Source organism: Bradyrhizobium nitroreducens (genome assembly GCF_002776695.1).
Lineage (GTDB): Bacteria > Pseudomonadota > Alphaproteobacteria > Rhizobiales > Xanthobacteraceae > Bradyrhizobium > Bradyrhizobium nitroreducens.
In genome coordinates, this window is sequence record NZ_LFJC01000003.1 from 6754611 (window position 1) to 6765666 (window position 11056).

The 11056-nt window shown below is 62.8% G+C and carries 6 protein-coding genes; 5 read left to right on the forward strand and 1 reads right to left on the reverse strand.

Going from position 1 to position 11056, the window contains the following annotated elements; genetic code table 11:
- The first annotated feature begins 83 nt into the window (after positions 1 to 83).
- From TSA1_RS32115 to TSA1_RS32150, 5 genes are all read left to right on the forward strand, one after another.
- On the forward strand, positions 84 to 1025 hold the full coding sequence (locus tag TSA1_RS32115; RefSeq protein ID WP_174719355.1) for a DMT family transporter: 942 nt from the start codon (positions 84 to 86) through the stop codon (positions 1023 to 1025).
- A gap of 60 nt (positions 1026 to 1085) precedes the next feature.
- Positions 1086 to 2165 carry a zinc-binding dehydrogenase gene (locus tag TSA1_RS32120; RefSeq protein ID WP_100179827.1) on the forward strand — a complete coding sequence of 360 codons (1080 nt, stop codon included), beginning with the start codon at positions 1086 to 1088 and terminating at the stop codon, positions 2163 to 2165.
- 181 nt (positions 2166 to 2346) lie between these two features.
- Positions 2347 to 2739, forward strand: a complete 393-nt coding sequence (locus TSA1_RS40800) for a hypothetical protein (RefSeq protein ID WP_245448456.1) — start codon at positions 2347 to 2349, stop codon at positions 2737 to 2739.
- Between the two features lie 1061 nt (positions 2740 to 3800).
- Positions 3801 to 4292, forward strand: coding sequence for a toxin-activating lysine-acyltransferase (locus tag TSA1_RS32145; RefSeq protein ID WP_174719167.1), 492 nt, complete (start codon positions 3801 to 3803; stop codon positions 4290 to 4292).
- Between the two features lie 754 nt (positions 4293 to 5046).
- Positions 5047 to 10620, forward strand: a complete 5574-nt coding sequence (locus tag TSA1_RS32150; protein WP_161497292.1) for a calcium-binding protein — start codon at positions 5047 to 5049, stop codon at positions 10618 to 10620.
- 142 nt (positions 10621 to 10762) lie between these two features.
- Here the strand turns inward: TSA1_RS32150 and TSA1_RS32155 are convergent, their stop codons facing one another.
- Entirely contained in the window at positions 10763 to 10963 is a 201-nt protein-coding gene (locus TSA1_RS32155) for a hypothetical protein (RefSeq protein WP_100179833.1), read from the reverse strand.
- Positions 10964 to 11056: the final 93 nt, after the last annotated feature.

Consider the following 11056-nt stretch of genomic DNA (forward strand, 5'->3'; position numbering starts at 1 on the left):
ACAACCGTTCTCGATTCGCATTTTCCCGGGTTCCAGCCGTGACACCGCCGCCCGCCGCAGCCGCAAGGCTCGACAGTATCCCCATGCCCGTGCCGGAGAAGAAGCAGAAGGCTCGCCGCGCACCTGCGCGAGTCGACCATCCCTTCAAGGGCATCGCGCTGGTGTTGCTGTCGACGATCTTCCTCGGCTGCTCCGACACCACCGCGAAATATCTCTCGACCAGCCTGCCCTCGATCGAGATCACCTGGATTCGCTTTGTCACGTTCGCGCTGATGTTCACGCCGGTGATGCTGCCGGGTTCGCCGCTCCATGCGATGCGCACCGAGCGGCTCGGCCTGCAGCTGATGCGCGGTGCCGCGCTGCTCGGCTCCTCGCTGTTCTTCATCACCGGCTTGAGCTTCCTGCCGATCGCGGAAGCGTCCGCCACCGGCTTCGTCTCGCCGCTGTTCGTCACGGCGCTGTCGATCATCTTCCTCAGCGAGAAGGTCGGCATGCGGCGCTGGATCGCGACCGCGATCGGCCTGACCGGCGTGCTGATCATCCTGCGGCCGGGCACGAGCGCGTTTCACGCTGCCGCGTTCTTCCCGATCGTCTCGGCGTTCTGCTGGGCTGCCGCGCTGATCCTGACGCGCATGATGAGCGGGCGCGAGGCCGTGCTGACAACCATGGCCTATTCCGCGCTGACCGGCGTCGCCATCCTCTCCGTGATGGTGCCGTTCGTCTGGGTGACGCCGAGCTGGACCGCGATCGGGCTCGGCATCGTGATCGGCGTTGCCTCGACCGTCGGACAGTGGATCATCGTGCTGGCCTATCGCTATGGCGATGCCTCGGTGCTGGCGCCATTCTCCTACACGCAGCTGCTCTGGGTCAGCATTCTGGGCTACTTCATCTTCGGTGAGGTCCCTGACGTCTGGACCGTCGTCGGCGCCGCCTTCATCGTCGCCAGCGGTCTCTACATCGCCCATCGCGAGCGCGTCCGCCGCGCCCAGCTCCTGGTGCTGGAAGAGCGTTCCCCGAACCCCTGACGCAAGTCGCCGCGTCCCGCTTCGTGCTATCAACGGCCCCAACAACAGGGGAGGAGCCGAATGCGCGCTGCGATTTTCAGGGACGGTGAGATTGTCGTGGGCCAGATGGCCGAGCCCAAGCCGGGCCCCGGCCAGGTGCTGGTCAAGACGCTCGCCTGCGGCATCTGCGGCTCCGATCTGCACGCGCGCCAGCACGCCCATCGCATGGTGGAGATGGCGAAGAAGACCGGCCGCAAGCCGATGGACCTCACCCGCGACGTCGTGTTCGGCCATGAGTTCTGCTGCGAGATCGTCGACTACGGTCCGGGCACAGCGCGCAAGCTCAAGCCGGGCACGCGCGTCTGCTCGCTGCCGGCGCTGCTGACACCTCAGGGCGTCGAGGGCATCGGCTATTCCAACGACAATATCGGCGGCTATGCCGAGGCGATGCTGCTGAGCGAAGCTCTGCTGCTCGAGGTGCCGAACGGCCTTGCCCCGGAACACGCGGCGCTGACCGAGCCGCTCGCGGTCGGAGTCCACGCCGTGGCGAAAGCCAACATCCGCGGCGGCGAGGTGCCGCTCGTGATCGGCTGCGGCCCGGTCGGGCTCGCGGTGATCGCCGCGCTGAAGCTGAGGGGACTGCATCCCATCATCGCCGCCGACTATTCGCCGGCACGGCGCGCGCTCGCGGCCAGGCTCGGCGCCGATATCGTGGTCGATCCAAAGGCGTCGCAGCCCTATGCGACCTGGGCCGAGCACGCGCAGATGTCCGAGGCGGAGAAGGCGGCGCGGCCTCCGTTCCAGGCGATGCTGCCGGCACTGAAGCCCGCAATCATCTTCGAATGCGTCGGCGTGCCCGGCTTGTTGCAGCAGGTGTTCGAAGGCGCCCCGCGGGATGCCAAAATCGTCGTGGTCGGCGTCTGCATGGAGAACGACCGAAACGAGCCCATGCTCGGCATCATGAAAGAGCTCAACGTCCAGTACGTGCTCGGCTACACGCCCGAGGAGTTCGCGGCGTCGCTGCGCCTGATCGCGGACGGGCAGGTGGATGCCGCGGCCATGGTGACGGCCGAAGTCGGCATCGACGGCGTCGCAAAGGCCTTTGCCGACCTCGCCAATCCAGAAGCCCATACCAAGATCATCGTGCAGCCCTGGCGATGATCATGTCGCTCCGATCGCGGTGCGCTCCCTCCCCCGCTTGCGGGGGAGCGCCGGGGAGAGGATATCTCCGCATCGGGAGTCCCAGCTTGGAGAGAACCCTCACCCGGCGCTCCGTGGCCAACCTCTCCCGCAGGCGGGAGAGGTTGGCCGCGCCCGTGGATGGAGCCCGGGCTACAAGCCCTTGCGTTGCCTGACGGGCAAAACACGCGAGCGGTGGGGCAAGGCCTGGCGCCAAAAATATTCCACTTTACCGAAATTCGGATATCGCGTATGTGTTGCGGCATCCCGGCCCAAGGAAGAGGGGCGTATCGCGATCGTCACGAACGCGGGCCGGGCGGCGGTGGACGCCGATGGCATCGGCGCGAAGGGTCTTGCAGGGCGGGTCACCGTGAGCAAGGCCGTCGCGCACACGACCGGTGTGATCGGCGTACGGCAAAATCGTGTGGTCCTGGCGCCCGGGGTCTGTGCGCCAAGTCTTGTGGTGATGTGCATTGCTCAACCGGGCAAGCGCGTCAGCCATCCGCAAGGCGACGGGGGCAATAGTGCAACGCTCCCCGGGGAGAGCACGACATAAGCCGTCAACCCACTGCGCAGGGAAGGCCGGGATGTCCTGGCTGCACCTGTATGCCGCTGTGCAGCTTCTTGTCACGCAGGATTCGCACAGTGGACCGCGGGTGCCAGCCGGCGCCCGGCCTTCCCTGCGCCCTCTCCATTCAAGAGGGCGAAGCGATCAGGCAAAGCTCGGGCGAAATCCGCCGCGAGGATGATCAATCATGTGTGCCGTTGAACAAAGGTCTCGTGCCCCGGACGCAGCGCAGCGCTCCTTCCAGCGGTGCGCTGCAGAGCCGGGGCCCATGCATCAGCGAATGCCGCGGCCTCCTGGGTCCCGGCTCTGCGCAGCAACGCGAAGGGCGTTGCAGCGCGTCCGGGACACGGGAGAGAGGCGCGCCGTGGCCACACACTCCGTCATTGCGAGGAGCCCTTGCGACGAAGCAATCCAGAATCTTTCCGCGGAGGGATTCTGGATTGCTTCGCTTTCGCTCGCAATGACGAGCGGAAACAGGCGCGCCCAAACTCCGCTCTCGTGCCCCGGATGCAGCGCAGCGTCCCTTCGACGGGGCGCTGCAGAGCCGGGGCCCATGCATCAGCGTGTGCCGTGGCCTGCTGGGTCCCGGCTCTGCGCAGCAACGCCAAGAGCGTTGCAGCGCGTCCGGGACACGAGAGTTGGGACGCTGCTGCTTCAAACTCCGTCACGGCGTTCGCACAACAGCGCAGGCATTCTCGTGACGCGGCACGCTGCAACATCCTTCATGACGCCGGCGTGGCGAAATCCACACGCTCGACGTCCCGATAATTCCGTCATCAAATTATTGCTTGATGTGTCCGGGTTGTTTCGTCTAGCGTCACCCGCAGGGGTTGGGAATGGCAGGCGATCCATAGATCGGGAGCACTCTCGCGGCGCGCGACGCCGGCGAAGTTCCCATTCATTCCGCAACGACAGGACTGATCAGCGCATCTCGGCCGCGAACCGGCCGTGCTGTGCATGAGACGCCGCGTGCTCTAGACTTCGGCTTTTCTCGCAAGGAGGAGCCGCCGATGCCGGGCACTGGAAAGACGAAGCGTGGAGAGAAGCGGATGACGAAGACCGGAGCCGCGCAGCGGATCGAAGAGCCGACGCCAGATGCAGCGGGGCAGGCGAGCGCCGGCCTCGGTGGAGCGGCCGGCAGCGCTCCGCCCGCGAACGGCGCTCAGGCGGCGAACGAGTCTGGTGCTTCCGCCGCCGCACAAGCGGCCCCGCCGCCGAAGACCGTGTCGCAGGTGCTCGGCGAAATCACCTGGCTGATGACGCAGTCGCCCCGCCACAAGGCGATCCCGCTCGGCGACCTCGAATGGCTGGTGATGCCGGCGATCCTGCTGCAGCAGTTCCGGATCTTCTACAAGGGCGAGCAGCCGATCGGAGTCGCGTTCTGGGCGCTGGCGGACGAGATCGTCGCGAAGCGGATCGATGCAGGCGATGTGCGGCTGACGCCGGCGGAGTGGAAGAGCGGGGCGAACAAGCGGATCGTTGATGTGGTGGCGCCGTTTGGGGGGGAGGCGGAGATGCGAACCGAAATCGGACGCTCCTGATGTGCACCGGTGAATCCTCTTTCTGACGGAATGAATGCGCAGGACATGCCCGGCAAGTTAGCAAGCTCGCCCAATCATCACCATCGTAGTTTCCGTTGGGGCGGTTGGGGACGCTCCCGCTTCATCTGGCCTTTGCTGGGGGCATTGATGTGTCTCGCGACGTTAGTCGTGTCGAGTGCTTGGGGCGATGACGGGGCCGAAATAAAGCGTGCACAAGGGTTGTTAGCCGGCGGGCAATGTCGCGCTGCTTGGGATATCGCCTGGCCATTAGCAAAAGATGGGAGTCAAGAAGCTCGCTTTTTCTTGTACCAATCTATCAATGGCAGGATGCTTCCGCCGGGAGCAGGTGATCGCGCGTCATTTTTTCGGCACGTCCTCGCGCTCGCGGCATATGCCGCACTGAAACCTTTGAAGATGGCGTCTATCGGTAGCCGCAATCAACACTTTGCACGCGTAGACGTTCCAGCTTCGATAATGGGGTTAAACCTCGGCTCGGCGGGCGAGCGCGTAGCGCAGTGCTACAGAACCGCTCAATCATTCAAGGGGTGCCTTGATCTCGGGGTGTCACTAAGGGTCATTCCGAGCTTCGCAGAATATGCGGCAGAGACGGAACGGCAGTTAGAAGAGACTGGCGTGGGAGCCCGATGCCTTCCGCCGAACTAAGTTTATTGCCGATCCTTCCAGGGGTGCTACCCCATAGAAATGCAATGGTCTTCAAATGGCTGAAAGATATTTGACTGCGGGCGAGCGTGCGATGGTGACATCGATGTTCGGGGCGAGCATCGATGTTGACGCCATAAAGGTCACTGATCAGTCCTTCATGCCGTTGCAAAACACGCCCATGGTCCCTACCGGAGAGACCTTATATTGGCCGCATGGTATGGCGTTTCGTCCCTACTCTGAGGACTTCTCTACTGCGCCCCTCGTGTTGCAAGCAGAATTCATGCACGAGATGACCCATGTGTGGCAAAATCAGCATGGAGAAAGGACCAATAGTCTCTTCTTCGACCAACTGTTCCAGGGGCAGAAATTATACGATTTGTCGGCCGTAAGCTCTGACACGCCATGGAGCAATCTGAATCTAGAACAACAAGGCGAGGTCGTTAAGAATCTCTACCTTCTGCAGAAGGGAGGTTCTGTTTCTGGAACGTTGTCCCTACAAGATTATGACAACGTCTTTGGTAGCTCCGCTTGGCACGGCGACGAGCCTACTCATCCGATACTAACCCCCGGTCCGGTACAACAATGCTTCGTTAAAGGAACGCCGATCCTGCTCGCCGATGGTAACTACAAGCCAATCGAGAGAATTGAGGTTGGGGACGTTGTGCAGGCCTTTGACGGCCTCGGGGGGTTACAGCCCCGGCGGGTCTTAAGGCTCTTCCGGAATGTAACGACCGAGCTGCTGGAACTGACGCCGACATTAGGCTGCTGGGACGATGCCGACGCTGCCGGCTTCAGCGCGTTGACGGTAACTCCGGGGCACGCGTTCCTGACGGCAAATGGTGAGTTCACGGAAATCGGAGAGACCATTCGACGCGCTCGCGAGGAGGGGGCGTCGGCGCGGATTGTGCTCTCGACTGGTCAGTTAGCGACTGTCGAGGCTAAACGCATAGCGTGGGGAGAAACAGGGCATCTTTACGAGCGGTCAGAGCTGATACGATATGAATCGAGCGGTACCGCGGCCTTGGCACCTAGCGTCGAGTTAGGTTGGAAGACGTATAACTTTGAAGTCGAGGATCTAAACACCTACGTTGCCGCCGGTGTTAGAGTGCATAATCAAAGTGCGCCGACTATTGCGATTAGCCAGGAGGAGTTCGAGCACGAGTTTGGACACGAATTCAGTGGGTCCGAGGCAGATCAAGAGCTGCTGGTCAACGCAATCGTCGATGGTGCTCCCTTCATAAAGACAGAATATGTAGAGATTGACGGAACGAGCGAGTATACTGCGCCATACCTTACGTCGAACGGCGACAAGATCGTCATCACCGCGGACGCGAACAATTGGTTCGCGTCGATGGTACGAAATGGCGAAATTGATCAGATTATCCAGAACAGTGCGGATGGAAGTAGCCACGTAACCATTTTTGATCCCAGCGAAGGACACGCCTACACGACGGTTGGCATCTCCAAAGACGCTAACGGCAACATCACAAACGTTGCGGCAACCCTCGACCCCAACGTCCTCGCCGCCGGCGGCTCCATCGGGCAGATCTTCGGCTCCGCCATCGGGCGCTCGATTGCCGGCAGTAATGCGTTCGCGCAGCTCGCGGCCGGGACGGTCGGCGGCTATATCGGCCAGCGGCTTGGGACTGCACTTGCGGCTTCGCTGCAGGGGGACCTTTCAGGTTTCAACTTTGCCCAGGCATTCGACCATTTCGGCGTCGGCATCTCCGGCGCGGCCGCTGGCTCGGTCGCCTCGTTCCTCACCGCTGAGCTCGGCACGGCACTCGGGCTGGATGGTTTCGGCGCGCAATTGTTCAATACGGTCGTCGGCGGCTATGCCGGCAGCGTGCTGAACCAGGTCATTCAAACGTCGTTCACGGCTGGCACCTCGGCGATCAACTGGGCCTCGGCTTTCTCCAACGCCACGTCGGCGGTCAGCGGCTCGATCGGTTCGCTACTCGCGACCCAGATCGTTCACGCCGAGAACCTCGGCGGTGCGATCGGCGGTCAAATCGGCGGAGCCGTTGGTGGAATCATCGGCGCTACCACCATCGGCCTCAGTGCCGTGCTGGGCGTGATCGTTCCCGGGATCGGTGCCTTCTTTGGCACGTTCCTCGGCACTCTCGTCGGCAATGTGATCGGGGCAGGCGACAAATATCCGCAGTCCTATCATTCGGTGGTCCAGGGCGAGCACTTCTACCTCACCAACCTGAACCACGTGCAGGACGGCGGCGACGTCAGCGTATCCGACGCGATGGCCAACGCCGCGATCGGGATGGCGAACGCGTACCTGTCCGCCGTGGACGGCGTTGCGATCGGGCCCGGGATCGCATCGAGCCTGATTGGCTACGTGGTCGTCAGCAACGGCACGAGCGTGCAGTACCAGACCTCCTACGACGGAGGACAGAACTACGACCGTTTCCGTACGGCTGACGAAGCCGTGCAGTCGTTCGCCCCGCATCTGCTGCAGGGCACCGAGGCGATCGGCGGCAATCTGCTGATGAAGCGTGCTCATCACAACGGCAACGCCGCGGACATGCTGACGCTGGCGGGCGACCTTCAGGTGGCGCAGGACTATGAGCGCTATCTGGACAATCGCGAGGTCATTAACGCGCTGATCGCGGCCAACCCGAACACGGCCTTCACCGAAGGCTGGGCCGCCACCTTCGCGCGCGTGCAGGATCTCGGCCTCAGCCATTATGGCGCCGTGGATTTCCTGGGCGGGATGGTGACGGGCTATCTGGATTCCGTCCGCAAGGCGGGACTGAGCTTCAGCCTCGCGGACGTCTCCGTGAAGCACGGCGGCGACGGCAGTATCACGATCGCGATTCACGTCCCCGGCAATGTCGACATTCCCGGCGCTCTGTCGGTGTTCGCGAGCCGCACCGACGTGGTGGACGATGCCACCGGCAAGACGGTGCAGCTCGTCTTCTCCGACGCCCTCGCCGCCGCCGGTTACCATGGTCCGGCCTCGTCCACCATCAGCAACGGCGTCCAGATGGTGACCGCGGCGGGCGGCAGCAATTTCTGGTTCGGCCGCGACGACATGCCGAACAATTTCAACGGCGCGGCGGCGGGCCAGGTCGTCCTGGTCGGCGGTGCGTTGAATGACGTCATGAGCGGCAGCGGCAGCGCCGACTTCATGGACGGCGGCGCCGGCGACGACAACCTCTATGGTGGTTACGGTAACGACGTCATGCGCGGCGGCAAGGGGGCCGACAGTCTCAACGGGGCGCGTGGCAACGATACCTACGTGTTCGGCCGCGGCGACGGCATCGACACCATTTTCGACCATACCGTGGAGACGGGGACAAACGGAGGTCATCTCGACGGCGGCGTCGACGCGCTGGCCTTTGCTTCCGGCATCGTGCTCTCCGACGTGGTGTTCCAGCTGTCGGGCAACGATATGATCGTCGGGATCAAGGATCCCGCCAATCCAGGCCTGGCGCTCGCGCAGATGTCCGACCGGATCACGTTGCAGAACTGGCTCGACCCGCTCGACAGGATCGAGAAGTTCGTTTTTGCCGACGGCACGGCGCTCGACTTCTCCTCCCGCGCGGGGTTGACGGCCGGCTTTGCCACGATCGACACCGCGGGGTCGACGAGCCTGATGCAGATCGGGACGAACTACTACTTCTATGCCAATGGCATCGAGCCGATGCTGAAATACGGCGGCTCGCCGTTCACGTCCACCATGCTGGAGGGCCGGACGCTCCTCGGCGTGGAGCAGACTTCCTTTGGATACGAACTTGCAATTCGCCTGCCGGGCACGGACCAGTATACGGTCTGGAACACCGACAGCAGCGGCAATGTCGTGGGCAATGGCACCGGCGGCGTCGTCAGCGGCGCGAGTTACGAGCTCGAATCGCTCGAGCCGAGCTTCCATCAGGACATCAACGGCGACGGCATGATCGGCGTCTGGACGCCGATCGAGCAGATCGGGGCGACCAGCTTGACGTTGTCAGGTGGCGCTTATTACTTCGTCAACGTCAGCAGCGTCACCGGACTGTTCCTGAAGTATCAAGGCTCTCCGGTTGTCGCGGCCGATTGGGGAACCTGGTCGATCATTGGTGTCGAGCAGGTGGCGGGCGGCGGCTACGATGTGGTCTGGAAGAATTCGGCGAACCTGCACTACTCGGTCTGGAGCACGGACAGCAACGGCAACTTCCTGACCACTCTCGGCGCGGCTCCCGAGGTGCTGGGGAATGACGCCTCCCTGCGGGCGCTGGAGCCGACGCTTCACCAGGATCTCAACGGCGACGGCACGATCGGCGTTCCCGTCACGATCGAAGCTCTCGGATCGACCAGCCCGATCCTGTCTGCCGGCAACTACTATCTGATCGGTATCAGCACCGGCACCGGGCCTGTTCTAAAGTCTCAAGGTACGCCCGTGGTTGCGGCCAACTACGGAGCCTACTCGGTCATTGCTGCCGAACAGGTTGCGGGCGGGGGTTATGATGTCGCCTGGAAAAACGCCTCCACCGGAAAGTTTTCGATCTGGAGCACGGACAGCAACGGCAATTTTCTGACGACCCTTGGCGCGGCTCCCGAGTTGGGGGCGACGGAAATGTCTCTCAAGGCGCTGGAGACAGCTTTCCATCAGGACCTCAATGGCGATGGCGCGGTCGGCATGCCCTCGATCGAATTGAACGGCTCGACGAGCACGGTTCTGTATAGCGGCTACTATTACCTGCTCAGCACCAGCACTGGCACGGGCCAAGTTCTGAAGTATCAGGGCTCTCCTGTCATTGCCGCCAATTATGGTGCCTATTCGGTGATTGCAGCCGAACAGGTGTCGGGCGGTGGCTATGACGTCGCCTGGAAAAACTCCTCGACCGGAAAGTTCTCGATCTGGAGCACGGACAGCAACGGCAATTTTGTGACGACCCTTGCCGCCGCTCCCGAGGTGACCGGGACCGATCCCTCGCTCAAGGCGCTGGAGGCGACGTTCCATCAGGATCTCAACGGCGACGGCGTGATCACGGGTTCGCCCGTCGTGCTCGACCTCGACGGCAACGGGGTCGGGCTCGTGTCCCTGTCCAACTCTACCGCTTCCTTCGACATGGACGGGCAAGGCGTTCGCGAACATACGGCGTGGGTATCGAGCGGCGATGCTCTGTTGGCGATCGACCTCGGTGCCAATGGCAGTGCGGGGCCCGACGGCGTGATCGACCAGACCAAGGAGATCGTGTTCACGGCCTGGGCGCCGGGCGCGACCTCCGACATGGCCGCGCTTGCGCAAGTGTTCGATACCAACCGCAATGGTCAGCTCGATGCGGCCGACAGCCGCTGGAGCGACTTCCGGATCTGGCAGGACGCCAATGGTGACGGCATCTCGCAGGCAGGCGAGGTCAAGAGCCTGGATGCGATCGGCATTGTCGCGATTGGCCTCGATCCCAAGGGACCATCGCAGACGTTTGCCGATGGCTCGGCGATCAGCGGGCTGGCGAACTTTGTCTGGAAAGACGGTACGACGGGTACGGCCGCAGACGTGTCGTTCGCGTATCGTCCCGGCGCCAGCGGGACAGCGGCGAATGAGCCGTCCACGCATCTTGCGGAGGTCGTCGCCGAAGGTTGGCATGAGATCGACGGAGGGCATGGCGTCGCGCAGGCGCTGGATCAATTGCTCGCCAGTGCTGCGAGCCATCACTGGCATATCGCGTGAGGCGTACCCCAGACATGAGAAAGCGCCCGTGGGGGGCGGGCGCTTTCTGTAGTCGACTTGGGGTTGGGGTCGTCTACATATCCACGTGGCGACTTTGGGGGGCTGGTAAAGAGCCGCGTGAATTCCTGAAACTCATGTCTCCTTAGCGAACGAGGGACGCATTCGCGCTGGTCACAACGACCGGCTTGCCGGCCTTGATGACGCGGGCGGTCTGGGTCAGGCCTTCGTCCGAACCCGTGCGTGCCGTAATGCCGAAGCCTGCCACCGTGATCCCTGCAACGAGGGCCACGACCACGATCTTCAAGTGGGTCGAGCGATCTGCGCTGTAAATCGAGTGGTTCATGGAAGGCTCCTGCCGCCATCTACCCGAAGTAGTCGCCTGCATATTTGGGCAGGTTCATGCTTCCGGTGCCCAACAACCTAGTATTGGGGGGAT